Origin of the sequence: Arenibacter latericius DSM 15913, assembly GCF_000424985.1 — a bacterium.
GTDB lineage: Bacteria > Bacteroidota > Bacteroidia > Flavobacteriales > Flavobacteriaceae > Arenibacter > Arenibacter latericius.
On sequence record NZ_AUKX01000012.1, the window covers coordinates 45853 to 71866 of the forward strand.

The following is a 26014-nucleotide window of genomic DNA, read 5'->3' on the forward strand; positions in this document are numbered from 1 at the left end:
TTTTTACTATAATAGTAAAGGTGTTATTAATACGAACTTCAATAATATTCTAGACAGTTATGCCGCTTAATGTCTAGCTTCCAAAACTTTAACAATATCCTTTAACTTATAACCTTTTGCCTGAAGCAATATTAGATAATGGAAAAGAAGGTCTGCGCTTTCCTCCTTAAATAGGGTGTCATTATTATCCATAGCCTCTATAACCACCTCTACAGCTTCTTCACCTACTTTTTGGGCTACTTTATTGATGCCACTTTTAAAAAGCGAAGAGACATAGCTAGGCTTAGTACCTTCGGGAATTGAAAGCTTTCCCTCTGTTTGGGCTTTTCTATTTTCTATAACCCCTTCCAATTCGCTTAGAAATCCGAAATTATCTGTATTTTCTTGCCCCCAGCAAGTATCTGTCCCTTTATGACAAGTAGGTCCCACTGGATCAACGGTTACCAATAGGGTATCATTATCACAGTCTAATTTTATCTCAATTAATTCGAGGAAGTTACCGCTCTCTTCTCCTTTGGTCCAAAGCCTATTTTTTGATCTACTATAAAAAGTAACTTTTTTGGTCTCTACTGTTAGGTCATAAGCTTCTTGATTCATATAGCCTAACATAAGTACATTCCTTGTTTTGGCGTCTTGAATTATGGCAGGAACCAATCCGTCTTTATTCTTATTAAAATCTATGGTCATTTTTTTTAAATTGATGTATTGAAGGCTTTAAAAAAGAGCACTTTGAGTCCTAAATATTACCTCATTACGATTTATAATCTTACTGGAATAGCATTCCTATGTAGTTCCTCTTTCAATTCTTTTATTGCTATTTCTTTAAAATGAAACACACTTGCTGCTAAAGCAGCATCAGCTTTTCCTTCAGTAAAGGCGTCTGTGAAATGGGAGATTTTACCAGCTCCTCCGGATGCTATTATTGGAATATTTAAGTCCGTAGAAAGTTTAGCTAAAGCTTCGTTTGCGAATCCATTTTTGGTCCCGTCGTGATTCATACTAGTAAATAATATTTCTCCAGCACCACGTTCTTCCACTTCTTTAGCCCAATCGAATAAGTTAAGTTCGGTAGGTACCTTCCCTCCTACTAGATGGACAATCCATTCTCCATCTACTTCTTTAGCATCAATAGCCACAACAATACATTGTGAACCAAATTTTGCAACTAGATCATTAATCAATTGCGGATTTTTAACTGCAGAAGAATTAATGGAAACTTTATCTGCTCCATTCTGTAAAAGAATATCTACATCTTCCACAGATGAAATTCCTCCTCCTACCGTAAAAGGTATATTTACTTTTTCGGCAACTCGCAAAACAAGATCCGCCAAAGTACGTCTGCCTTCCTCTGTTGCGGAAATATCTAAAAATACCAATTCATCTGCTCCTGTTTTGGCATATATTTCTGCTAATTCTACTGGATCCCCAGCGTCTCTCAGATCTACAAAATTAACCCCTTTTACTGTTCTTCCATTTTTGATATCTAAACAGGGTATTATTCTTTTTGTTAGCATACAATTAATTTAAGGGCCTACTATCGCTATAATAATTGTTATATATTATAGGCCAATTCTATATTTATCCTTTATTATTGGTCAGAATAAAGTCTTCCAACTGTTTTAGTGTAATCTTATTCTCATAGATTGCTTTACCTATTATGGTCCCTTCACAACCTAATTCTGCCAATTGAGGAAGTTCATCAAAGGTAGAAATACCACCGCTTGCAATAAGAGAAAGCTGAGGCCCACACTGAGAAATAATTCGCTCATACAATTCAAATGAAGGGCCTTGTAACATTCCATCTTTACTGATATCAGTGCAAATAACTGCTTTTATTCCTTCTTTTTGATACGCCTGTATAAAGGGAATTAATTCTTCCTTAGATTCTTCTGTCCATCCAGAAACTGCAACCATTTCATCTTTCGCATCGGCGCCAAGTATAATTTTATTGGCCCCATAAGTGGTAATCCAGGTCTTAAAAGTTTCTGGATCTTTCACTGCAATACTCCCTCCAGTTATTTGATTGGCACCACTTTCAAAAGCAATTTTTAAATCCTCATCGGTCTTTAATCCACCACCAAAATCGATTTTCAAACTCGTTTTGGTCGCTATTCGTTCTAATACTTTATAATTTACAATATTACTTGCCTTTGCGCCATCTAAATCTACTAAATGCAGGTATTCTATACCATGGGCCTCAAACTCTTTAGCTACTTCTAACGGGTTTTCGTTGTAAATTTTTTTGGTGTTGTAATCGCCTTTGGAAAGACGTACACATTTTCCGTCTATAATATCTATTGCAGGTATTATTCTCATTTTATTGTTTTATTCTCTAGTTGATATGGGCAAGAAAGTTATTTAAAATTCGTTCCCCTACTAAACTACTTTTTTCGGGATGAAATTGGGTTCCGAAAAAATTATTTTTTTGTAAGGCTGCACTATAATCTAGGGCATAATTAGACTGGGCTATATTTTCTTTACATACCGGGGCGTAATAACTATGCACTAAATAGATATGCTCATTCTCCTTTATTTCCTTGAATAAGTTCGATTTTAAGTTGGTGATTTGGTTCCATCCGATTTGAGGAACTTTCACCGTATTGGGAAACCGAACTACCTCTACGTCAAAAATTCCAAGCCCTAAGGTATTCCCTTCTTGGGAAGATTTACACATTAGTTGCATGCCAAGACAGATTCCTAAAACTGGTTGTTTTAGTGTAGGGATAAGTGTATCTAACTTACTGGCTCGTAATTTTTTCATAGCACTACTAGCTTCGCCTACCCCTGGGAAGATAACCTTATCTGCCTCTATGATTTCCTTGGGATTGTGACTTAGCACTGCCTCATACCCTAATCGTTGGATAGCAAATTTAATGCTTTGAATATTTCCTGCCCCGTAATCTATTATTACTATTTTCATTTTTCGATTTTACCGATACTTATATTCTTTATTTATAAAAGTCCCTTAGTACTAGGCAGTACCATTTTTTCTACATCGCGTTTTAAGGCCATTTTAATGGCTTTTGCAAATGCTTTAAAAATAGCCTCTATTTTATGGTGTTCGTTTATTCCCTCAGCTTTAATATTTAAATTGGCTTTTGCCCCGTCAGTAAAGGATTTAAAAAAGTGATAAAACATTTCGGTTGGCATCTTTCCTACCATTTCCCTTTTAAAATCTGCATCCCAAACCAACCAATTGCGTCCGCCAAAATCGATAGCCACTTGTGCTAGGCAATCGTCCATAGGTAAACAGAATCCATAGCGTTCCATTCCCAGCTTGTTTCCTAATGCCTTATTAAAAACCTCTCCTAAAGCAATAGCGGTATCTTCTATAGTATGATGTTCATCTATTTCTAAATCCCCCTTCACCTTAATATCTAGATCCATCTGACCATGTCTCGCCAATTGATCTAACATATGATCAAAGAAGGGCAGTCCGGTGTCTATAGTACTCTTCCCAGTTCCATCTAGATTCAATTTTATATAGATATCAGTTTCATGGGTTTTTCTATAGGTTTCAGAAACCCTATTCTTTAATTTTAAGAATTCGTATATTTTTTCCCAGTCATTGCTTTCCAACGCTATATAAGAATCTAGGTCCTTACGTTTTACGGTAATCTCCCCAACTCCAAAATTAGTCTCATCATTAATGAAAATTCCTTGAGCCCCAAGATTTTTCGCTAATTCTATATCTGTTAACCGATCTCCTATTACAAAGGAATTGGATAGGTCGTACGCTTCTGAAAAGTACTCGGTTAATAATCCTGTTTTGGGTTTACGGGTTTCTGCATTTTCATGAGGAAAGGTTCTGTCCATAAAAACCTTGTCGAAAATTACTCCCTCCCCCTCAAAGGTTTTCATTATAAAATTATGAATAGGCCAAAAGGCATCTTCTGGATAAGAATCTGTACCTAGTCCGTCTTGATTGGTTACCATCACTAATTCATAATCCAATTCCTTTGCTATTTTGCTTAGAAAAGTAATCGCTTTGGGATAAAACTCCAACTTTTCAAAAGTATCGGTTTGCTCATCGGCAGGTTCTTTAATCATCGTACCATCACGATCTATAAATAGCACCTTTTTCCCCATTTTGCCAACCTGGTCAGCATTTTTATTTACTTCAATACTCATAATTAAGCGGTTGTTATTTGTTGTAAAACACGTATCAATTTTTTATTCTCTTCTTTGGTCCCAACGGTAAACCTTAGTGTATTCTCACAAAGTGGCTCCTTAGTCCTATTTCTTACTACAATGCCTTTTTTTAATAGCTGATTATATCTATTAGTGGCATCATCTACCTTAACCAAAATGAAATTAGCATCCGATTCATAAACTTTTTCCACAAAACTTAAATCCGCTACTATTTTGGATAGGGCTTCTCTCTCTAAGAGAATCTCTTTAATCTCCTTCGTCACAGTTTCTTCGTCTAATATTCGCTCCAATGCCCTTTTCTGACTCAATTCGTTTACATTATAAGGAGCCTTAATTTTATTGAGAACACTAATTATTTCTTTGGAAGCGTAGCAAATCCCTAATCTTACTCCTGCCATTCCAAATGCCTTAGACAAGGTTTGGGTGACCACCAGATTAGGATATTGATCCAATTTACTAATCCAACTTTCCTCTTTAGAAAAATCAATATAGGCCTCGTCTACTACCACCAAACCATTAAAATTCTCTAGAAGTTCTTTAACTAAGGTGTTGTTAAAACTATTAGCCGTGGGATTATTAGGGGAACATAAGAATAGTAGTTTAGATTGTTCATTGGCTATTTTTAGTATTTCCGGAACATTGGGTTCAAAATCTTGTGTTAATAAAACTTTCTTATTCTCCACATTATTAATACCCGCTAAAACATTGTACATTCCATAGGTAGGAGGCAATGTAATTATATGATCCTCCTTAGGTTCGCAAAAAGCCCGGAATAAAAGGTCTAGAACTTCGTCACTACCATTCCCCAAAAGAATTTGGTCTGAAGAAACCCCTTTGTTAGTGGCTAAAGCTTCTTTTAAATTTCTTTGTTGAGGATCTGGATACCTATTTACCCCTGTCTCAAATGGGTTTTCATTCGCGTCCAAAAATACCATTTGAGATCCATCCGAAACATATTCGTCCCTAGCAGAAGAATATGGAAGTAGTGCGCTTACATTCTTACGGACTAAATTATTTATATCAAAAGTGTTGTGGTTCATTTCTTATTTTTAATACTATTAGGAAAACAATATTGCCGAAATCATATCTACTATCTTTCCCCTACTAAACTCTTTAATCTTAAAGTGACTGCATTTTTATGAGCAAACAAGCCTTCGGCCTCGGCCATTAATTCTATAGTTTCCCCTATCCCTTTAATACCTTCTTGAGATATTTTTTGAAAAGTTATGGCCTTTGTAAAGCTATCTAAATTTACTCCACTATATTGTTTTGCAAAACCATTGGTAGGTAAGGTGTGATTGGTGCCAGAGGCATAATCTCCAGCGCTTTCAGGGGTATAGTTGCCTATAAAAACAGATCCTGCGTTATAAGTTCTATCCAGAAAAAACGATTCATCTTCCACGCAAAGTATATAGTGTTCTGGACCATATTCATTAATCAAAGCAACTGCAGTTTCTTTATCCGCTACATAAATCAGTTTGCTATTAGCAATAGATTTCTCAGCGATTTCCTGACGCGGCAAGAGTTTAATTTGTTCTTCTACTTCCCTTTCCACCTCATTGATAAACTTTTTGGAAGTAGAAACCAAAATCACCTGACTATCAGCTCCATGTTCAGCCTGACTTAATAGATCTGAGGCTACAAAAGATGCGTTGGCAGAATCATCTGCCATTACCAACAGTTCACTAGGTCCTGCAGGCATATCGATTGCTATTCCATACTTGGTAGCAATTTGCTTGGCTACGGTAACAAATTGATTCCCTGGACCAAATATTTTATACACTTGGGGAATAGTTTCTGTCCCAAAGGTCATCCCTGCAATGGCTTGTACACCTCCTACTTTAAAAATGTTGGTTACCCCACACAGATTCGCTGTATATAGAATTGCTGGGTGCAATTTTCCTTCCTTATTTGGCGGGGAACATAATACTATTTCCTTACAACCCGCTAAATTAGCAGGTACTGCTAACATAAGGATGGTAGAAAAGAGTGGTGCTGTTCCTCCCGGAATATATAAACCTACTTTTTGAATAGGCCTTTTCTCTTGCCAACAATGAACACCCTCAGAAGTCTCTACCGACACCTTAGCTGTACGTTGGGCGGAATGAAATTTTTCTATGTTCCTCTTGGCTTGTTGAATGGCTAATTTCAATTCCTTTGGGACTTGATTTGCTGCTTCTTCTATTTCTTCTTGAGTAACCGAAGAATTCTTCATTAACACCCCATCAAACTTTTCTGTATAGGCGTTAATAGCATTATCACCGTTATTTTTTACCTCTAAAAAAATAGCATCTACCATTTCTTCAATATCAGCTACGGTTTGTGTTGGTCTTTTTAATATGGAGGACCAATCCTTTTTAAGGGGATTATATATCTTGTTCATCCGATGTATATTCTGTATTTCCAGCTTATTAAAAGGGAAAGGTTGATTAACAAATATTAAAGTACCATTTTCTCTATAGGACTTACAAGAATACCTTCAGCACCAGCTTCTTTTAACTCCTGGATAACATCCCAGAATTTGTCCTTATTAATTACCGTATGTACAGAAATCCAACCTTCCTTAGCCAATGGCAGCACAGTAGGGCTTCTCATTCCTGGTAAAAGAGCTATGATCTCCTTTAGCTTATCGTTTGGCGCGTTTAACAATACATACTTACTTTTTCTTGCAAGTAATACCGATTTAATTCTGAAGTGTAGTTTTTCTAGAATTTGAGTGCTTTCTGCAGATATTTTTGGAGAAACGGCCAAAACCGCCTCACTCCTTAGCATCACCTCTACTTCTTTTAAATTATTTTTGAATAAGGTACTTCCGCTAGAAACTATATCACAAATAGCATCGGCCAACCCAATATTTGGAGCTATTTCTACCGATCCTGTAATTATATGAAGGTCTGCTTTTACTCCTTTGCTTTCCAAATAATTATTTACCGTATTGGGATAGGAAGTGGCAATTTTCTTTCCCTGGAAATCCATTACAGAATTATATGTTTCAGCTTTAGGTATCGCTAGGGATACCTTACATTTAGAAAACCCTAACCTTTCTACAATAGATATATCGTCCCCTTTTTCAATAAGGACGTTTTCACCAATAATAGCAATATCTACAACTCCATCCCTTAAGTATTGAGGAATATCCCCATTCCTGAGATAAAAGACCTCTAGTGGGAAATTCCTAGAACTTGCCTTTAACTGATCTTTTCCATTGTCAATTGATATTCCACAATCCTTTAATATCTGAAGTGAATCTTCATTTAAACGACCGCTTTTTTGAATTGCAATTTTAATTTTATTCATTCTTGTTTTTTTAATTGTCAGAGCAGATCAACAGGGATATTTTAAATACAAAACCCGTTTGATCGCTCAAACGGGTTAGAATATAGTTATAGGTACAACAGCACATTCCTATCTCGTCTGAACGAAGGTTAAGAAATGATGATGATGATTCCTGTTGTTTTTCATACTATTACAAATGTAAAATATATTTTCAACCTTGTGAAATTTATACAACACAATTTAAATCGAAATTGTTATATAAAATTTATTTTAAAGGCGTGATTATTGATTCCCAAGAATTATTGGTAATCCAGACTCTCCACTTCCAATTACTATAACCTTAGCATTAGGAGATTCAGATAACTTTATTGTAGCATCTATTCCCTTGTCTTGAAGAATTCTATCATTAAGAGAAGCGCTTAGAATTAAGTTTGCATCAGCTTTACCCTGAGCTTCAATTCGAACTTTTTCAGCTTCTTTCTGTGCAGTTACCAATCTAAACTCATATTCCAAAGATTCTTGCTCTTGTTTCAATTTTCTTTCTATAGCTTCTTTAATGGTTGCTGGTAAAGTAACGTCTCTTACCAAGATATCATTTAGCTGAATATATTGATTTTGTACAATCTTTTTTGATTCCTCAAAAATCTCATGCTGAATTGCATCTCTTTTGCTAGAATACAATTGTTCTGGAGTATACCGACCAACAACAGATCTAGCGGCTGAACGAATAGCAGGCAATAGAACCCTATGAACGTAATCTTCCCCTTTTTCTTGATGCAATCTTCCTAATTCCTGACGAACAGGCTCAAACCAGATAGATGCATCCAATTTAATATCCAATCCATTGGAAGACAAAACATTCATTTTTTCAAAAACTTCTTGTTGCCTTACCTCGTAGATTGTTACATTATTCCAAGGAGCTACAAGGTTAAATCCTTCTCCTAAGGGCGGCTCATCGGTAACTACACCCCCTCCAAACGTTCGGTACAAAACACCTGCCTGACCAGAATCTATGGTGACGGCAGATTTAGAAATTAATATTACTACAACAATAAAAGCAAAAACAATTGGCAACGCAATTTTAGGTAATTTATCCATTCAATTTATATATTAAGTTAATCCATTATATTTTCTAATAAACCATTCTAGCGCTAAGGCCAAAATAATTATGCCTAGGACGATTTTGAAATCAATCAAAGGTACAACATTTAGTTTGCTTTTTTGAGTAGGCACATATCTTTGGGCCGTGCTCAATGTATTAATCAAACTGTCTATTTCTTCTGGAAAAAACAGTTCCCCCTCAGTATTATCAGCAAGTCTATTAAGCTTTTTATAATTACTGGAAGTAAATTGCTTCTCCACATCAAAATCTAAAATTGTAAAGCTACCACTCTTGCTTAAATTCTCCTTTTCTACCGTAGCGGAAAAATTATAAGTTCCTGGTTCTAGATTTCTTAGATCCGCTTCAAAATAATTACCCTTTAACAACATGGGAAGCTCTTGGATGCTATTTAAGGAAGTGTCCTTTATTTTTAGTTTGATAGTTGCATTGGGGTCCAACCTAAATGCTTCGTCAAAATAGGTGGCCTGTATAATAGCATTGTTGCTGTTATTATAAATTGAATTAACATCAACACTAAACCTGTTTTTCCCAGTATTAGTGTTAAGATAAAGAAATAATTTCCCCCAAAAAGCATCAAAATCCTTAAAAGACCCTTCCTCTTTATAGGCATGCATCCGCCATTTCCATATATTTTCTCCTAATAGTAAAGCCGATTTTACATCGTCTTCTTCCATCACCGTTAAAAGCGGACTTCCCATTGCTATTCCTTTACTACTCATATCCAATAAGCTTTCGTGGGGAGATAAAATAATTATTGGTCCCAAATCGGTTTCTAAGGGAGGAAAACCATTAAAAGAATAATCCGATATATCAAATTTTGAAAATCCTGGGTTATCATCAGCAAATACTTCCTGATTTGGATATCCACTTTCTAAATCTATACCATTATGAGTTTTTTCTAAAAACTCCCAATCGGTATGCGTGCCACCAATAGTAAAGTAATTGGATTTTCGCGAAGCAATTTGTTTATATATGCCATCAAAAGAGGCATCAGGTTGATATAAAATGTACAGATCCACAGATGCTAGTTGAGCTACCTCTACATTAGGCCTATAAATGGAAGCAGAACGCTGTTCATTACTTTCCACTATTTTTTTTAAGGCCCCTATATCTGGATGAAGTATATTGGAAATTATAGCTACATTAGTTTTCTCATCCAACACCTCTAAGGCTAATTGCTTTTCATTATTAGCAATATTCTTTTCATTTGCTAGTGGAGATAATTGAACACGAATATTTTTTACACCTACACTATTCGCTATAATCTGGGTGTTGATTGTCTTTGCGTTATTAGTCGCAGAAAGAGAAACAATTTCTTTGTGCGCTAATTTATTATTTATGAGCAGCTGTAATTCTGAGCTAACTGCCTTCTTACCTTCGTAGGATACAAATATTTCTAAAGGATATTTATTATTGAGAAAGGCATATTTATTACTATTTACACCTACTACTCTAATATCCTCATAAGTAGTAGTATCACCTAGTACAACTGGGTAAATGGGGAGATTTTGTTTTTTCCCATAATACTCATAATCCTCCCCTATGGTCTGATTACCATCTGTAAAAAGCACTACTACAGTATTTAACTTACCATATATTGTATTAATGCCATCTAAAGCTTTAAAAATATTTGTATTACTCTCTTCTAAAGTAATACTATCTCCTTCATTTAAATTATTTCCAAAAGTATAGGTAGCAAGATTAAATCGGTCTAACAAAGAAGATTGAGACGCTTTTAGTTGGGAAACTATGGTTTTAAATTTATCTCCCTCTACCCCCTGTATAGAGGATGAGTTATCCATCAGTAAAACCAAATTGGTCTTTTCCGTTGATAGTATTCTGTGTTCGAATTTGGGATTTAGGAGAAGTAATAAAATTCCAAATACTGCAATAAACCGAAGAAGGGAAAGCCCATAATGTAACTTTCCCTTTCTTTTGGTCCTGTATTTGTATTGAAACAGTACAAGTACCAACGCAACTATTGCCGCAAGCAATATATATAGTACTGAATCTGTTTGCATTAAATTAAAATTTGCGCATCACTTTAAATCAAAATCGATTTTAAATAAGATGACATTTTTATGAGTATTGATTTTGTTTAAAGGTGGTCAATAAATTCATTGTCCACAAACAAAATCTAGGTTAGCATCCCTCCATCCACATTTAACACCTGACCAGTAATATAGGCCGAAAGGTCTGACGCTAAGAATAAACAGGCATTAGCAACATCTTCTGGCGATCCTCCACGTTTTAATGGAATACCATCTCTCCATCCTTGTACTACCTTCTCATCTAATTTATCCGTCATTTCAGTTTCTATAAACCCAGGAGCAATTGCATTACAACGGATGTTTCTAGAACCCAATTCTAAAGCAATAGATTTAGTAAAACCTATCATTCCCGCCTTAGAAGCTGCATAGTTTGCTTGTCCAGCATTACCTTTCACCCCTACTACACTACTCATATTAATTATAGAGCCCTTTCTTTGTTTTAACATGGTACGCTGTACAGCCTTGGTCATGTTAAAAACAGATTTTAGATTGATTTCTATTACTGAATCAAAATCACTCTCTCCCATTCTCATGAGGAGATTATCCTTGGTGATCCCTGCATTATTTATTAGAATATCGATTACGCCACCAAAATCTTCTAGAACTTGGGCCACCAATTTTTCTGAATCCTCAAAGCTTGCCGCGTTACTCTTATACGCTTTGGCTTTTACTCCTAATGCGGTTAATTCTTTTTCTAAGGCAAGTGCTGGAGCCTCACTGGAGCTGTAGGTAAAGGCAACATTTGCACCATGCTGTGCAAAAACCTGTGCTATACCCATGCCTATTCCTCTACTGGCACCCGTAATAATTGCGTTTTTTCCTTCTAGTAGCTTCATCTTTATAATTTCTTTGTTGTTGATCAAATATAAGTTTTGTTTTTCCCGAATTAAAATTTTTATCCATAATGCGTTCAAGTTTTTATAAATTCAATAGCTATGGAAAAAGAAAATTCCGTTTATCCTGCTGCTTCCGATTAAATCGGAAAAATACAGAACAAACGGAATTTAATATAATTAAGAAATAATTATCCCATTACTTCTTTAACTTTTAATCCTATCTCAGCAGGAGAGTCAACCACATGGATTCCACATTCTCTCATAATTGCTTTTTTAGCTTGGGCGGTATCATCACTACCTCCAACAATAGCACCGGCGTGACCCATAGTTCTACCTGCAGGGGCAGTTTCACCAGCAATAAAACCAATTATTGGTTTTTTGCTACCACTCTCTTTATACCATTTTGCAGCATCTGCTTCTAACTGGCCACCTATTTCTCCAATCATAACAACAGCTTCCGTTTCCGGATCGTTGATTAACAATTCAACAGCTTCTTTAGTAGTAGTTCCAATAATAGGATCCCCTCCAATTCCAATAGCTGTAGTAATACCAAGACCTTGACGAACTACTTGGTCAGCAGCTTCATAAGTTAAAGTTCCTGACTTAGAAACAATTCCTACACTTCCTTTTTTAAACACAAAACCAGGCATAATTCCCACTTTTGCTTCTCCTGGAGTAATTACTCCTGGACAGTTTGGACCTATTAAACGACAATCTTTTCCTTTAATATAGTCGTATGCCATTACCATATCGGCAACAGGTATTCCTTCTGTAATTGTAATGATCACTTTTATACCGGCACTTGCCGCTTCCATAATAGCATCTGCCGCAAAGGCTGGTGGTACAAAAATAATGGTAGTATCTGCTCCTACCTTTTGTACAGCTTCCTCTACGGTGTTAAACACGGGTCTCCCCAAATGCTCTTGTCCTCCCTTTCCTGGAGTAACACCTCCAACAACATTGGTACCATATTCAATCATTTGTTCGGCGTGAAAAGTACCTTCGCTACCTGTAAAACCCTGAACAATAATCTTGGAATCCTTGTTTACTAAAACGCTCATTATATTTTTCGTTTAATTATTAAAGCAAAAATATAGATTTGAAAAGATATTCTAAACTATTCCTTCGCTTATTTATTTATCTAATTTTTTTAATATGGTGGGGATCTGTTTTATATAGGCCAATTGCTTTAATCTCTCCCTTGCCTCCTCTGCGGGGCTACCAAAATAATTTTTACCTCCTTCTAAGGATTTAGAAACTCCTGTTTGTGCTAAAACTACAGCTTTCTTCCCTATTGTGGTGGCACTAGTTACTCCAACTTGTCCCCAAAGTGTGACCTCGTCCTCAATAACGACGCACCCTGCTATCCCAGTCTGAGAAGCAATAAGGCAATGTTCTCCAATCACAGTATCATGACCAACATGAACTTGATTATCTATTTTGGTACCTTTTTTAATCAATGTATCACCAGTAACCCCTTTATCTAAAGTACAAACTGCCCCAATTTCTACATTGTCTTGAATAACTACCCTACCTCCAGATAGCAATTTATCAAACCCGTCGGGTCTTTTCTTGTAATAAAATGCATCTGATCCCAAAACAGTCCCTGAATGAATTATAACATTATTGCCAATAACACAATTATCATAAATAGAAACATTGGAATGAATAAGGCAATTATCCCCTATAGTCACATTGTTTCCAATAAAAGAATTAGGTTGTATTATGGTGTTTTTACCAATTTTGGCGCTGCTAGAAATAGCACTTGCCGATTTTTCAAAGGGCTTAAAAAACTGTGTTAAAGCGTTAAAGTCCTTAAATGGATCCTCGGAAATTAAAAGAGCCTTTCCAGGAGGACAGTCAACCTTTTTATTAATTAGTACCACAGTGGCCTTGCTGTTCAAAGCTTTTTCATAATACTTAGGATGATCTACAAAAACGATTTCTCCTTCTTGAACCACATGAATCTCATTCATTCCCAATATAGGAAACTCCTCGTCCCCCACATATTCAGAATTTATTATGGTGGCAATTTGTTTTAGGGTATATGGGGATGGAAATCTCATGTTTTAGAATATTATTATACAGGTACCTTGAAAATTACTTAACCCGCTCTATATAAGCTCCTTTTTCTGTATCTACCTTCACCTTATCTCCTTCATTAATAAAGAGAGGTACGTTTATAGTAGCCCCAGTTTCAACAGTAGCTGGCTTAGTAGCATTGGTAGCAGTATTCCCTTTTACGCCAGGTTCTGTATACGTCACCTCTAAAATTACACTTGCAGGCATATCTACGGATAAAGGCATACTGTCTTCCGTATTAAAAAGAATAGTAACTACTTCTCCTTCTTTTAATAGGTTGGGTGCGTCCAAGGCACTTTCTTGAAGGGAAATCTGATTATAATCATCCGTATTCATAAAATGATACATTTCCCCTTCAGAATAAAGAAACTGATAAGATCTAGTTTCTACCCGAACGTCATCTAATTTATGTCCAGCTGAAAAAGTGTTTTCCAAAACTTTCCCCGTACTTACGCTCTTTAATTTTGTTCTCACAAAAGCAGGACCTTTCCCTGGTTTTACATGAAGAAATTCAATTATTTTATAAATATCACTGTTGTACCTTATGCACAGTCCTTTTCTTATATCTGATGTAGTAGCCATATTTTCTAATTATTACTAAAGTATCCTTTCATTATTCCTCGTTGCGAGTCTCTTATAAACTGTAAGATTTCATCCCTTTCAGGGGTGGCTTCCATTTCAGCTTCAATAATTTGAAGCGCTTGAGAATTGTTATAATTTTGTTGATATAATATCCTATAAATGTTTTGTATCTCTCTGATTTTCTCAGAGACAAACCCACGTCTTCTTAAGCCAACGGAATTAATCCCAACATAAGAAAGAGGTTCTCTAGCCGCTTTTACAAAAGGCGGAACATCTTTTCTTACCAATGACCCTCCGGTAACAAAGGCATGTCTACCTATAGATACAAATTGATGCACCGCTACCAAGCCAGCAAGAATAACATTATCCCCTATGCTAACGTGACCTGCAAGAGTTGAGTTATTAGAGAAAATACAATTATCCCCAACAAGACAATCATGTGCCACATGGCAGTATGCCATTATAAGGCAATTATCACCTATAACAGTTTTCATTCGGTCTGATGTACCTTTATGGATAGTAGCACACTCCCTAATAGTAGTGTTATTTCCTATTACAACGGTAGTCTCCTCCCCATCGTACTTTAAGTCTTGCGGAGGTGCAGAAATTACAGCCCCAGGAAAAATATTGCAATTTTTCCCTATCCTAGCTCCGTCCATAATGGTAACATTTGATCCTATCCATGTACCTTCTCCAATAACTACGTTATTGTGGATTGTGGTAAAAGGATCTACTACCACGTTTTTAGCGATTTTAGCGCCTGGGTGAATATATGCCAGCGGTTGATTCATCGATTATTTCTTTTTAACTATTTGCGCCATCATTTCTGCTTCGCACACTAATTTATTATTGGCATAAGCATACGCCTGCATATGACAAATTCCTCTACGTATTGGAGAAATAAGGCTACAATGGAAAACCAAGGTATCTCCTGGTAATACCTTTTGTTTAAATTTAACGTTATCTATCTTCATAAAGAAGGTAAGATAGTTTTCTGGATCGGGCACCGTACTTAATACAAAAATACCCCCTGTTTGAGCCATAGCCTCTACTTGAAGCACTCCAGGCATAACAGGCGCTCCTGGGAAATGTCCCACAAAGAATTGCTCATTCATGGTTACATTCTTCATTCCCACTACATGCTGATCTGAGAGTTCTAATATTCTATCGATCAATAAAAATGGAGGTCTGTGAGGCAACATATCCATAATCTGATGGATATCCATTAAAGGAGGCTGATTTAAATCGTACTGAGGAACATAATTCCTTTTTTCCAATTTAATAATTTTCGATAATTTTTTAGCAAATTGAGTATTTACAAAATGTCCAGGTTTATTAGCAATTACCTTACCTCTAATCCTAGTCCCAATTAAAGCCAAATCTCCAATTACATCAAGAAGTTTATGCCTTGCCGCCTCATTAGGATGATGCAAGGTTAAATTATCCAATATACCATTAGGCTTAATAGATAATTTCTCCTTGTTAAAGGATTTTTCCAATTTCTTCATCGTAGCATCAGAAATCTCCTTATCTACGTAAACAATAGCATTATTAAGGTCACCTCCTTTAATAAGGCCATGATCTAATAACGCCTCCAACTCATGCAAAAAACTAAATGTTCTTGCATTTGCTATATCGGTTTTAAAATCACTTAATTTTTCTAAAGTGGCATTTTGTGTCCCTAAGACTTTTGTGCCAAAATCCACCATGGTGGTTACCTGATATGTATCTGATGGAATGATAGTAATCTCACTTCCAGTAGCTTCATCCTTATATGAAATTACATCTTTTACAACGTACTCTTCCCTTTCAGCATCTTGCTCCATAATTCCGGCACTTTCCAAAGCTTCTACAAAATACTTGGAAGAGCCATCCATTATAGGAGGTTCTGGGGAGTCTAACTCAATAATAACGTTGTCTATTTCCAATCCTACTAAAGCAGCCAAAACATGCTCAGAAGTCTGAATTTTAACACCGCGCTTTTCTAAATTGGTTCCCCTTTGGGTGTTTACCACATAATTGGCATCTGCCTCAATAATGGGTTCCCCTTCTAAATCTACACGTTTAAACGCGTATCCATGATTCTCTGGGGCCGGTACAAATTTCAATGTAACATTTCCCCCTGTATGCAAACCAACACCCTCAAGTGTTACCTCCTTTGCAATTGTCCGTTGTTTTATTTTTGTTTTACCCACCGTCAATTCTTTTTTTCGATATCTTCTATTCTATTAATAATTTTCGGTAAATTTTTAAAATGCACGTAAGATTTGTTAAAATCACCATAATTTAATGCTGGTGACCCCTGCAAGGTCTCATTATCTGAAACATTCCTACCAATACCGGTTTGTGCCTGTACCTTTACATAGTCTCCTATAGTAATATGTCCTACAATACCTACTTGCCCGCCTATCATACAATACTTGCCAATCTTAGTAGATCCGGCAACTCCTGTTTGGGCAGCAATAACGGTATGCTCTCCAATTTCCACATTATGGGCAATCTGAATCTGATTATCTAATTTAACCCCTTTCCTTAAAATAGTAGACCCTAAGGTTGCCCTATCTATAGTAGTACCAGCTCCCACCTCTACATCGTCTTCTAGGATAACATTTCCTGTCTGCGGAACTTTAGAATACTCATTATTCTCATTAGGTGAAAATCCAAAACCGTCTGCCCCAACTACTACTCCACTATGTAACACACAGTTATTACCTATAATAGTTTCTGAATAGACTTTGGCCCCCGCAAAAATAACAACATTATCCCCTATTTCCACATTATCCCCTATATAGGCGTTAGGATAAATTTTTACATTGTTACCAATCTTTACATTACTACCTACATAGGCAAAGGCTCCTAAATACAAATCTTCACCATAGGTTGCTGTTTCCGATAAAAATACCGGACTCTCAATGCCTACTTTATTATTTTTCACCTTATTATAATACTCCAGTAATTTGGAGAACGAAGTGTACGCATCATCTACTTTAATTAAAGTAGTGGTAAGGTTATGTTCGGGTACAAAATCCCGATTCACTATTGTCACAGATGCTTTAGTAGTATATATATAAGAGGTATACTTAGGGTTTGCTAGAAATGTCAACGACCCTTCTTCACCCTCTTCAATCTTAGACAATTTATGAACAGCGATTTCTGGATTTCCCTCAACATCCCCGTCTAATATACCTGCGATTTGACTAGCTGTAAATATCATGGGCACAAAAGTAAGAAAAATAGTTAAACTGCCACTTTTGGATAGCACATATAATATTTCACCACCGTTTTCGAAAGCGCTTTCAAATATTGTTGATCAGAAGCTTTGGCTATATCCATTATTTTTCCATTAGCTCTTAATATACCTATATGCTGATACTCTGCATCATAAGCTTGATTGTGGGTCTGACCAGTAAATACAAAATATGCAGTCTCCTCATCCGATAGGTTATGCGTATTTTTAAACTTTAAAAATTGTTTTTGTAGTCGCTCTTGATTAATCGGTTTGTTTTTTAACTTAACATGCAGAAATCGACGATTTACAATCATTTTACACAACCTAGATAGAACAAAATCATCATGATCTTGCCAAGATTTAACAGCCCACATAATATCAACATCATCTAGTTTGGCAAATTTATCTAGCATTTCAGGTGTAAATTCTTCTTTAGAAATTTTATTTTCCATAAAATATCTCAAAGCACTGCTGCAAGGCAAATTCTCCCCAGACAATAAGAGCTCTTTGGCCCTTTTTAAAATTCTAATCAACAACTGCTCTCCTACCAATCCCGTTTTATGCAAATATACCTGCCAATACATAAAACGCCTCGCCATCAAAAATTTCTCTACTGAGTAAATTCCTTTTTCCTCTACTACCAGCTCTCCATTATAAACATTAAGCATAGTTAATAGCCTCTCAGAATTAATATTCCCCTCTGCCACTCCAGTATAAAAACTATCTCTTTTTAAATAGTCCATCCGATCCATATCTAATTGACTAGATACAAGCTGATTTAAATACTTTTTAGGATATTCACCTTTAAAAATTGAAATAGCTACCGATAACTTCCCTTTGTATTTCCGATTAAGCTCCTCCATAAACATTAAGGAAATATACTCATGACTCACCCCTTCTACTATAGAGTGCTCCATAGCGTGGGAGAATGGCCCATGACCAATATCGTGCAGAAGTATAGCGCATAAGAGCCCCTGTTCCTCTGCTTTAGTAACCTCTACTCCCTTAAATCTTAACACCTGAATAGATTGCTGCATCAAATGCATACTCCCCAAAGCGTGGGGAAACCGAGTGTGATGAGCCCCTGGATAAACTAAATAAGACAGCCCCATTTGCGAAATCCTCCTAAGTCTCTGAAAGTAAGGCTCCTCTATCAGATTAAAAATAAGTGCACTTGGTATTCCAATAAATCCGTAAATTGGATCATTGAAAACTTTAAGTTTTTTTGATTTAATCAATATCACAACATTTTAGGAAGACAAATATAATGAACAAGATAACAATACTTTGGGTAGATGATGAAATAGATTTGTTAAAACCACACATTCTTTTTTTAGAAAATAAAAATTACGAGGTTGTTACTTGTTTAAGCGGACAAGAGGCATTAGAAATATTAAAAGAGAAGCGTGTAGACATTGTTTTTCTTGATGAAAATATGCCAGGGATTTCTGGACTTGACACCTTAAATGAAATAAAAACAACCCACGGATCACTCCCCGTGGTAATGATTACAAAGAGCGAGGAAGAGCTCATCATGGAAGAGGCAATTGGCGCTAAAATTGCAGATTACCTGATAAAACCCGTTAACCCAAATCAGATTCTACTCTCCCTAAAAAAGAATTTAGACCATTCTCGTCTGGTTTCAGAAAGAACTACAGCGAATTATCAGCAAGAGTTTAGAAAAATAGCTATGGACCTCAGTGAGGTAGATAGTCATGAAGAGTGGGCAGAGCTATATAAGAAGTTACTCTATTGGGAGCTACGCCTTGAAGAAATTGAGGATTCTGGAATGTTCGAAATTTTAGAATCTCAAAAAACAGAAGCAAATAGGCATTTTGGAAAGTTTATAGATCATAATTACCCCCATTGGTTTAATGATAAGGATGCTCCGGTTATGTCTCACACCTTATTCAGCAAATTGATAAAACCCGAATTAAAGGACCGAAAAACTTTATTGATAGTAATAGATAACCTTAGATATGATCAATGGATGTCCTTTGAAAACACTCTAAATATTTATTACAGAAAAGACAGAGAGACCCCTTACTATAGCATACTCCCAACAGCAACCCAATATGCTAGAAACTCTATTTTCTCTGGACTCACACCATTAGAAATGGAAGAAAAACACCCACAATGGTGGAGGAACGACACTGAGGAAGGCGGAAAAAATTTACACGAAGAGGACTTTTTTAACGCTCAATTAAAGCGCTCACGTCTAGATATAAAATGGGAGTACCATAAAATTAGTAGCCTAAAGCAAGGAAAGCAACTAGCACAGAATTTTAAAACCCAAAAAGAGAATGATTTAACAGTCATCGTTTATAATTTTGTAGACATGCTCTCTCATTCCAAAACTGAAATGGATGTTTTAAAAGAACTGGCTGCTAATGATAAAGCTTATAGATCTCTCACCTTAAGTTGGTTTAAAAACTCGCCACTTCTAGAAATAATCCAACAGGCACAACTAATGGGGTTAAAATTAATACTAACTACCGACCATGGTACTATTAATGTAAAACAACCTTCTAAAGTTATTGGCGACAGAGAAACAAGTCTTAATCTAAGATACAAGACCGGAAAAAGTCTTACGTACGAACAAAAGGATGTTTTGGAAGCAAAAAATCCAAAGAAGTTATATTTGCCAACTATTAATGTTAGCAGCTCTTTTATTTTTGCCAAAAACGATTTATTTTTTGCCTATCCAAATAACTACAACCATTATGTTAGCTATTTCCGAAATACCTACCAGCATGGAGGAGTTTCCTTGGAAGAGATGATTATACCATTTGTGGTATTAGAGCCTAAATAATCTTTAATTACAAGTATGAATAAAACATATACCCAAGCGCAAATTACAGACGTTGTGCAATACCTACTTAAAGAATCTGAATCAAAGATTCTTTGCTTCCATGGTGATATGGGGGCTGGCAAAACTACCCTGATTAAAGCTTTAGTAAAAGAATTAGGAGGGGGAACTATTAGCAGCAGCCCCACATTCGGAATCGTTAATGAATACCACCACCATAGCGGCGAAGTATTAGGATATCATTTTGACTTTTATCGTTTGGAAGACGAAATGGAAGCGTTAGATATAGGCTTAGAGGAATATTTATATTCCGGTGCTTGGATATTTATGGAATGGCCAGAAAAAATCCCCTCCCTAATCCCTAGCAATGCAACACACATCTACATCACAATTATAGATGAGATAACGCGAAGTTTAAAACTTTCTAATGCCCCTGAAGCATAATAACAATTGAATCAAATAATTAACCATAACATAGAATCACCTAACCAATAGATTGCAAACCTTTAAGCAAGAAGTATTCAGAAAAAAGATTGACGAGAAATACAATGCCACTGAAATACAAGAGCGCTAAAGGAAAAAATATTGTAATTTTGGAGCTTAACTTTTCGAAGTCATACGGCACCTACCAAGACAGCATCACAACCTATGAATCCATACGCCTCACCATTTAGCAAGCAGCAGCTGCTACCGCAAGAAGAAACTTTAGAAGTTCTCAAGCAAAAAGGAGAACTTTTTATTGGCATTCCTAAAGAAAACCAGAACCAAGAAAAACGTATTTGCTTAACACCTGATGCTGTTAACGCTATTACAGCCAATGGACATAGGATTCTAATTGAATCTGGTGCGGGTATTGGGGCTAATTACATGGACGTAGAATATACCAATGCAGGAGCAGAAATAACTAGAGATACCAAGAAGGTTTTTGAATGCCCAATAATATTAAAGGTAGAACCCCCTACCCTAAAAGAGATTGAACTTATAAATCCTCAGTCGACTATAATTTCTGCCTTACAGATTAAAACGCAGAGCAAGAAGTATTTTTCGGAATTAGCTAAGAAAAGAATTACGGCTATTGCTTTTGAGTATATTAGGGACGATGAAGGGAAATACCCTGCAGTAAGATCTTTAAGTGAGATTGCTGGTACGTCTTCTATTTTAATCGCTTCCGAAATTATGGCAGCTACCAATAAGGGGAACGGCTTAATGTTTGGAAATATTAGTGGTGTACCCCCAGTAGAAGTAGTTATTATAGGTGCAGGAACTGTAGGGGAATTCGCAGCAAGATCAGCCTTGGGACTTGGTGCCAATATAAAAATATTTGACAATTCCATAAGCAAGCTACGAAGCATACAAACTAATTTGAGGCAAACCGTATACACCTCTACCATACAGCCTAAGAACTTATTAAAAGCATTAAAGCGCTGCGATGTGGCAATTGGAGCAACACGTGGAAAAGATCGTTCTCCGGTAGTCGTATCGAATACCATGGTAGAGCATATGAAAAAAGGAGCTGTAATTATAGATGTCAGTATTGACATGGGCGGCTGTTTTGAATCTAGTGAATTAACCACGCATGACAACCCCATTATAGTTAAAAATGGCGTGTTGCATTATGGTGTTCCCAACATCCCTTCTAGATACCCTAAAACAGCCTCTATCTCTATTAGTAATATTTTTACTCCCTATTTATTAAAGATCGGTGAAGACGGAGGGTTCGAAAATGCCCTGCGGTTTGACAAAGGACTTAGAAGCGGATTATATCTTTACCACGGCATATTGACTAACAAATCTGTTGGAGAATGGTTTGACCTTTCTTACAGCGATATTAATTTTCTTATTTTTTAATTTATGGCATTTTTAAAACGCTTGGGCTTTTACCTAATAGGCCTAGCCATTGGAATAGTATTTCTAACTTTCTTTTTAAAGAAAAAAACAGAGGAAACAGGAACGGAATTTTGTTATTTCCCAAACTGCAGAACGCTAAAAGATATAAGAAGTAAAGATATAACGTACTCCGAAGCGATAAACACATTGCTAAAAAGCAAAAAATTAGACAGTACTGATATTGCTAATTTTCTACACAACGGAGATGTTGATTTTAAAAACAGCGACACCAAATCTGCCCCTTGTAAAACTTACCTTATAGAAAATCCTATAAGAAATAAGACAGCAATTTTAAAAGTGAAAAATTGCCCTGAGAAAAGCATATTAGAGGATATCACCTTTAACTAAGCACTCAATATCACTAAAGAATAAAGGGAAAAGTCGCTATGATTTCTCACAGCGACTTTCCCCTTTTATGGACCGCCCCAGTATAGGCCAACTTATATTTTTCTTCTTTCTCGCTCTTTCTTCAATAAAGTAAGCTCTCTAGAAGTTTGTCCCGCAACAGAAGTATTTTCTTCCGCTCTTCTAATTAAATAAGGCATTACATCTTTCACAGGTCCAAAAGGTAGATACTTCGCTACATTATATCCTTCATCAGAGAGATTATATGATATATGATCACTCATACCGTACAATTGACCAAACCATACCCTAGGGTCGTTCTTTGCAATGCCTTTTGCCGCCATCTGCTCCATAAGTAAATAAGAACTATTCTCATTGTGAGTTCCCGCAAATAGCGACATAACCTCAAGGCTTTCTAACATAAAAGTAACTACCCGATTAAAATTCTCATCAGTAGCTTTCTTAGACGGACAAATAGGACTAGGGTATCCAAGCTCTTCTGCTCTTTCATTTTCTTTCTCCATATAAGCCCCTCTCACCACCTTCAATCCTATATGAAAGTCTTCTTTTTTAGCCTCTTCATGAAGCTTTTTCAAGTAATCTAATCTATCCCATCGATACGTTTGCAAGGTGTTAAATACAATAGCTTTCTTTTTATTGTATTTACGCATCATTGTTTCTACTAGTTTATCTGCAGCACCTTGCATATAACTCTCCTCGGCATCAATCAATAAAGAGACATCTAGGTCATGTGCTTTTTTACATACCTTATCAAATCGGTTTACAACACGCTGCCATTCTTCCTCTTCTAAAGTGGTGAGTTTCTCTCCTTCTGTTATTTTCCGATATAATTCAAATCTACCAAATCCGGTAGGTTTAAAAACTGCAAAAGGAATAGCTTCCTTTTCTTTTACAAAATCTAAAGTTTTTAATGTTTTTTCAAAGGTATAATCAAGTTGATTTTCTACCTGTTGTCCTTCTACGGAGTAATCCAAAATAGTACACACCCCTTTTTCAAACATTTTGTCTGCCACTACAAGACACTCTTCTTCATTAACTCCCCCACAGAAATGATCGAACACGGTAGCTCTAATCAAACGTTCTACTGGCAGATTAGCCTTAATCGCAAAATTGGTCACTGCAGTACCTATTCTAACTAAAGGTTCATTCCCTATTAATTTAAAAAGGAAATAAGCCCTTTCCAATTCAGAGTCGGATTTTAAAGCAAAAGCCGTTGCAGTATCCTCAAAAAGATCCCTCATTTATTTGTTTTTATTAAGGATCCAAATATAAGTACTGATTTTGTATTCCTATCACAATAAATAGTGTTTATTTTGCCTTAAAATTTTGCTATTATGGATTCCATTATCACTGCTTCTTACGCGGTACATTTTAATGAAAAAGGGTATGAAGTCTTAAATAACCAATTAGCTAAGAGCAACTACTCTAAGCTATTTATTTTGGTAGATGAAAACACACACAACTACTGTCTTCCCCAATTTATGGGAAATATAGAAGGTGAATATGACTTTGAAATTATAGAAATAGAAGCTGGAGAGATTAACAAAAACATTGAAACCTGCACCCAAGTATGGGAAGTGCTATCTGAGTTAGATGCCGACCGAAAGAGTGCTATGATAAATTTAGGTGGCGGTGTCGTAACCGATCTTGGAGGCTTTGTCGCTTCTTGTTTTAAACGAGGGATAGATTTCATTAACATTCCCACTACCCTATTAGCGATGGTAGATGCCTCTGTTGGTGGGAAAACAGGTGTAGATTTAGGTCCTTTAAAAAATCAGGTAGGAGTTATTAATCAACCGGAATTGGTATTAGTAGACCCAAATTTTTTAGATACACTAAATGAAAGGCAACTTCAAAGTGGTTTTGCTGAAATGTTGAAGCATGGGCTTATTTCCGATGCTAAGTACTGGAACACTTTAAAGCAAGTTACTAATTTTAACGATTTAGATACCTTAATCCACACCTCGGTTTCAATAAAAAACAATGTAGTGGTACAAGATCCTACTGAGCAGCACCTTCGAAAAATATTAAATTACGGACACACCCTTGGCCATGCGGTGGAATCTTACTTCCTTGAAAGTACGGAACACGAATTATTATTACACGGGGAAGCAATTGCTGTAGGAATGATATTAGAAGGGTATCTCTCTCACAAATTAACTGGACTCTCTAAAACTGAATTGGAAGATATTAAATCAACTTTTTTAAACCGATATGAAAAAGTGTCTTTTACCAAAAAAGATATCGAGGCTATTCTAACATTACTAAAGTTCGATAAGAAAAACTCTCATGGAAATATCAACTTTGTTTTATTAACAGAAATTGGAACTCCAGCTATTGATATTAAGGTATCCTCGGAATTAATGCTAGAAGCCTTTGAATATTACGCTAACTAACATGTTCACCTACTAAAAACAAGGGGTTGACAACACTTTTTTCGTTTGACGCAAAATATATCTTAGTTTGGATTATACTAAATCACCCCATCATAACTGGGGAAAAACATCCAAATTATGATACGCAAACTGGTGGATTACAAAAGGTTAGATAAAAAACTGATTTCACAATTATTACTTACATATCCCTACGGGTACGGGGATGAAGATATAATTGTCCTTAAAAACTTAAAAGGGGAAATTATTGAAGCGGTAGAAGTTAGAACCGAAAACACCTTATATCTGGTGAAAATAAGCAACAACCTTGCTAATTTCATCTTCAATTCCGAGGATGATAAGGATCCGGAGATCATTTCGGAATTTCCCCTATACCAAAACAATTCTCCACTTCCAGAGATTATGGGGTCGGGAGAAGAATAACCATTTATAATCTTCACCTATTATTAAGATTATCCTACCCTACTTATCTAATTAAATTCCATAAATAAAGCACCTCGGGGCAGACCCGCCTGAAAGATTCGGGCAAGCCCGCAAGGCGTTAAAAGAAAAAAATGTATTGATTTGGAGAGCCGTTTTAAGGGATACGGGCAGAAGTGAATATTTCTTTATAGCTTAAGCAAAAAAAATCCCATTCAATAAAAGTGAATGGGATGAAATGTTATAGTGATTTTCAACTAAAGTTCGTTAAAAATAGTATGCATTAAACGTCTCTTATCGTTAATACTTTCTTCCAATGAAATCATGGTCTCAGTCCTACTAATTCCATCTATATCATCTATTTTAAAAATGATATTTTTAGCATGGTTCGTATCCCTTGCACGGATTTTACAGAAGATATTGAATTTCCCTGTAGTAATATGAGCCACGGTAACGTTAGGTATCTGGTTAAGTCTTTCTAGAACAAATTTAGTTTGATGAGTTTTCTCCAAGAAAATACCCACATAGGCAATAAAAGAATACCCTAACTTAATATAATCTAGTGTTAACGAAGAGCCTCTTATAATACCAGCTTCTTCCATTTTCTTCACACGTACATGCACAGTTCCTGCAGAAATTAATAATTTTTTTGCTATATCTGTAAATGGTGTCCTAGTGTTATCTATTAACATATCTAGGATTTGGTGATCTATTTCGTCTAATTTTACTTTACTCATCAGTATTAAATTTAAATGCAAAAATAACAAATAATCGAATTAAACGTAATGAAAGTGTCATTTTTATATGA

26 protein-coding genes are annotated in these 26014 nt (G+C 35.9%); 6 read left to right on the plus strand and 20 right to left on the minus strand.

What is annotated here, in order from left to right:
• Nucleotides 1-66: 66 nt before the first annotated feature.
• The 18 genes from hisIE to H344_RS0107515 all read right to left on the minus strand — a co-directional run bounded on the left by hisIE (nt 67) and on the right by H344_RS0107515 (nt 18569).
• On the minus strand, nt 67-687 hold the full coding sequence (hisIE, locus tag H344_RS0107430) for a bifunctional phosphoribosyl-AMP cyclohydrolase/phosphoribosyl-ATP diphosphatase HisIE (protein WP_026809743.1): 621 nt from the start codon (nt 685-687) through the stop codon (nt 67-69).
• A gap of 71 nt (nt 688-758) precedes the next feature.
• Nucleotides 759-1514, minus strand: a complete 756-nt coding sequence (hisF, locus tag H344_RS0107435; protein ID WP_026809744.1) for an imidazole glycerol phosphate synthase subunit HisF — start codon at nt 1512-1514, stop codon at nt 759-761.
• 64 nt (nt 1515-1578) lie between these two features.
• Nucleotides 1579-2316 carry a 1-(5-phosphoribosyl)-5-[(5-phosphoribosylamino)methylideneamino]imidazole-4-carboxamide isomerase gene (gene hisA, locus H344_RS0107440; RefSeq protein ID WP_026809745.1) on the minus strand — a complete coding sequence of 246 codons (738 nt, stop codon included), beginning with the start codon at nt 2314-2316 and terminating at the stop codon, nt 1579-1581.
• Nucleotides 2317-2332: 16 nt separating this feature from the next.
• Nucleotides 2333-2920 carry an imidazole glycerol phosphate synthase subunit HisH gene (hisH, locus tag H344_RS0107445; RefSeq protein WP_026809746.1) on the minus strand — a complete coding sequence of 196 codons (588 nt, stop codon included), beginning with the start codon at nt 2918-2920 and terminating at the stop codon, nt 2333-2335.
• A 32-nt stretch (nt 2921-2952) separates the two neighbouring features.
• Nucleotides 2953-4089 (minus strand): bifunctional histidinol-phosphatase/imidazoleglycerol-phosphate dehydratase HisB, encoded by a 1137-nt coding sequence (gene hisB, locus H344_RS0107450; RefSeq protein WP_026809747.1) that lies wholly within the window; start codon nt 4087-4089, stop codon nt 2953-2955.
• Nucleotides 4090-4133: 44 nt separating this feature from the next.
• Nucleotides 4134-5192 carry a histidinol-phosphate transaminase gene (gene hisC, locus H344_RS0107455; RefSeq protein WP_026809748.1) on the minus strand — a complete coding sequence of 353 codons (1059 nt, stop codon included), beginning with the start codon at nt 5190-5192 and terminating at the stop codon, nt 4134-4136.
• Between the two features lie 50 nt (nt 5193-5242).
• Nucleotides 5243-6535, minus strand: a complete 1293-nt coding sequence (gene hisD / locus H344_RS0107460; protein ID WP_026809749.1) for a histidinol dehydrogenase — start codon at nt 6533-6535, stop codon at nt 5243-5245.
• A gap of 56 nt (nt 6536-6591) precedes the next feature.
• Nucleotides 6592-7449 (minus strand): ATP phosphoribosyltransferase, encoded by an 858-nt coding sequence (hisG, locus tag H344_RS0107465; RefSeq protein ID WP_026809750.1) that lies wholly within the window; start codon nt 7447-7449, stop codon nt 6592-6594.
• 261 nt (nt 7450-7710) lie between these two features.
• The gene (locus H344_RS0107470; protein ID WP_026809751.1) at nt 7711-8526 is read right to left on the minus strand and encodes a prohibitin family protein; all 816 of its coding nucleotides are present in this window, start codon (nt 8524-8526) and stop codon (nt 7711-7713) included.
• A 12-nt stretch (nt 8527-8538) separates the two neighbouring features.
• Nucleotides 8539-10572 (minus strand): vWA domain-containing protein, encoded by a 2034-nt coding sequence (locus tag H344_RS0107475; RefSeq protein WP_026809752.1) that lies wholly within the window; start codon nt 10570-10572, stop codon nt 8539-8541.
• Nucleotides 10573-10688: 116 nt separating this feature from the next.
• A complete protein-coding gene (fabG, locus tag H344_RS0107480; RefSeq protein WP_026809753.1) occupies nt 10689-11438 on the minus strand; it encodes a 3-oxoacyl-[acyl-carrier-protein] reductase in 750 nt (249 codons plus the stop codon).
• A gap of 188 nt (nt 11439-11626) precedes the next feature.
• Nucleotides 11627-12499: a succinate--CoA ligase subunit alpha gene (gene sucD / locus H344_RS0107485; protein WP_026809754.1), complete on the minus strand. Its 873-nt coding sequence runs from the start codon at nt 12497-12499 to the stop codon at nt 11627-11629.
• A 72-nt stretch (nt 12500-12571) separates the two neighbouring features.
• Nucleotides 12572-13504, minus strand: coding sequence for a UDP-3-O-(3-hydroxymyristoyl)glucosamine N-acyltransferase (locus tag H344_RS0107490; protein ID WP_026809755.1), 933 nt, complete (start codon nt 13502-13504; stop codon nt 12572-12574).
• 34 nt (nt 13505-13538) lie between these two features.
• Nucleotides 13539-14102: an elongation factor P gene (gene efp, locus H344_RS0107495; RefSeq protein ID WP_026809756.1), complete on the minus strand. Its 564-nt coding sequence runs from the start codon at nt 14100-14102 to the stop codon at nt 13539-13541.
• Nucleotides 14103-14107: 5 nt separating this feature from the next.
• Nucleotides 14108-14893 carry an acyl-ACP--UDP-N-acetylglucosamine O-acyltransferase gene (gene lpxA / locus H344_RS0107500; RefSeq protein ID WP_026809757.1) on the minus strand — a complete coding sequence of 262 codons (786 nt, stop codon included), beginning with the start codon at nt 14891-14893 and terminating at the stop codon, nt 14108-14110.
• Between the two features lie 3 nt (nt 14894-14896).
• A complete protein-coding gene (locus tag H344_RS0107505) occupies nt 14897-16297 on the minus strand; it encodes a bifunctional UDP-3-O-[3-hydroxymyristoyl] N-acetylglucosamine deacetylase/3-hydroxyacyl-ACP dehydratase (RefSeq protein WP_026809758.1) in 1401 nt (466 codons plus the stop codon).
• A 2-nt stretch (nt 16298-16299) separates the two neighbouring features.
• Nucleotides 16300-17316, minus strand: a complete 1017-nt coding sequence (gene lpxD, locus H344_RS0107510; RefSeq protein ID WP_026809759.1) for a UDP-3-O-(3-hydroxymyristoyl)glucosamine N-acyltransferase — start codon at nt 17314-17316, stop codon at nt 16300-16302.
• A gap of 23 nt (nt 17317-17339) precedes the next feature.
• A complete protein-coding gene (locus tag H344_RS0107515) occupies nt 17340-18569 on the minus strand; it encodes an HD domain-containing protein (RefSeq protein ID WP_026809760.1) in 1230 nt (409 codons plus the stop codon).
• Between the two features lie 29 nt (nt 18570-18598).
• Here H344_RS0107515 and porX point away from each other — a divergent pair, with 29 nt between their 5' ends.
• From porX to H344_RS0107535, 4 genes are all read left to right on the plus strand, one after another.
• The gene (porX, locus tag H344_RS0107520) at nt 18599-20143 is read left to right on the plus strand and encodes a T9SS response regulator signal transducer PorX (RefSeq protein WP_026809761.1); all 1545 of its coding nucleotides are present in this window, start codon (nt 18599-18601) and stop codon (nt 20141-20143) included.
• A gap of 15 nt (nt 20144-20158) precedes the next feature.
• Nucleotides 20159-20584, plus strand: coding sequence for a tRNA (adenosine(37)-N6)-threonylcarbamoyltransferase complex ATPase subunit type 1 TsaE (gene tsaE, locus H344_RS0107525; protein ID WP_026809762.1), 426 nt, complete (start codon nt 20159-20161; stop codon nt 20582-20584).
• Between the two features lie 204 nt (nt 20585-20788).
• Nucleotides 20789-21988 (plus strand): alanine dehydrogenase, encoded by a 1200-nt coding sequence (locus H344_RS0107530; RefSeq protein ID WP_026809763.1) that lies wholly within the window; start codon nt 20789-20791, stop codon nt 21986-21988.
• A 3-nt stretch (nt 21989-21991) separates the two neighbouring features.
• Nucleotides 21992-22375 (plus strand): hypothetical protein, encoded by a 384-nt coding sequence (locus H344_RS0107535; RefSeq protein WP_026809764.1) that lies wholly within the window; start codon nt 21992-21994, stop codon nt 22373-22375.
• A gap of 92 nt (nt 22376-22467) precedes the next feature.
• Here H344_RS0107535 and H344_RS0107540 read toward each other — a convergent pair whose 3' ends face one another.
• On the minus strand, nt 22468-23634 hold the full coding sequence (locus H344_RS0107540) for a proline dehydrogenase family protein (RefSeq protein ID WP_026809765.1): 1167 nt from the start codon (nt 23632-23634) through the stop codon (nt 22468-22470).
• A 93-nt stretch (nt 23635-23727) separates the two neighbouring features.
• On the opposite strand from H344_RS0107540, the gene aroB reads away from it, so the two are divergent.
• Together aroB and H344_RS0107550 are read left to right on the plus strand one after the other, a co-directional pair.
• Nucleotides 23728-24789: a 3-dehydroquinate synthase gene (gene aroB, locus H344_RS0107545; protein ID WP_026809766.1), complete on the plus strand. Its 1062-nt coding sequence runs from the start codon at nt 23728-23730 to the stop codon at nt 24787-24789.
• A gap of 117 nt (nt 24790-24906) precedes the next feature.
• Nucleotides 24907-25209 carry a hypothetical protein gene (locus tag H344_RS0107550; RefSeq protein ID WP_026809767.1) on the plus strand — a complete coding sequence of 101 codons (303 nt, stop codon included), beginning with the start codon at nt 24907-24909 and terminating at the stop codon, nt 25207-25209.
• Nucleotides 25210-25463: 254 nt separating this feature from the next.
• On the opposite strand, the gene H344_RS0107555 is transcribed toward H344_RS0107550, so the two are convergent.
• Entirely contained in the window at nt 25464-25943 is a 480-nt protein-coding gene (locus tag H344_RS0107555; RefSeq protein WP_026809768.1) for an Lrp/AsnC family transcriptional regulator, read from the minus strand.
• Nucleotides 25944-26014: the final 71 nt, after the last annotated feature.